Annotated in this window: 1 protein-coding gene; it reads right to left on the reverse strand. The window is 70.6% G+C overall.

The genetic code is table 11. The features are described from left to right. On the reverse strand, positions 1 to 428 hold a 428-nt coding region (locus H6B15_RS15315), incomplete at both ends, for a lacto-N-biose phosphorylase central domain-containing protein (RefSeq protein WP_275951021.1).

The following is a 428-nucleotide window of genomic DNA, read 5'->3' on the forward strand; positions in this document are numbered from 1 at the left end:
CAGCCGTCCTTTTCCGCCAGGACCCGGGTGTCCTTGTCGGTCAGGTAGAGGTGGTCCCGGGTGCAGAGGGTGGCGCCCTCGGGGATCAGACCGTCCACCGGGTCAGCCTGCACCGGCCAGCGGCCGTGGCAGACCCGGGCGCCGGTGTCCTCGTCCACGCCCAGGGCCCGGGCCATGCGGAAGAAATCTCCCCGGCCGGGCAGGGCAGTGGGTTCGTTGACCCCGATGAGCACCCCGCCTTTGGCCACCCAGGCGTTCAGGGCGGCGACCAGGTCGGTGTCGGCCCAGGCGTCCCCGCCGCTCCAGGCGGTGCCCGCCCGGCCGGCGTTGATGACCACATCCACCCCATCCAGCTTGCCCGCCTTCACGTCCGCAAAGCTTAAAAAGCGGGTGTGTACCGGCAGGCCGGACAGGGCTTCGTTGATGTG

The sequence above is a fragment of the Gemmiger formicilis genome, assembly GCF_016900095.1.
GTDB lineage: Bacteria > Bacillota > Clostridia > Oscillospirales > Ruminococcaceae > Gemmiger > Gemmiger formicilis_A.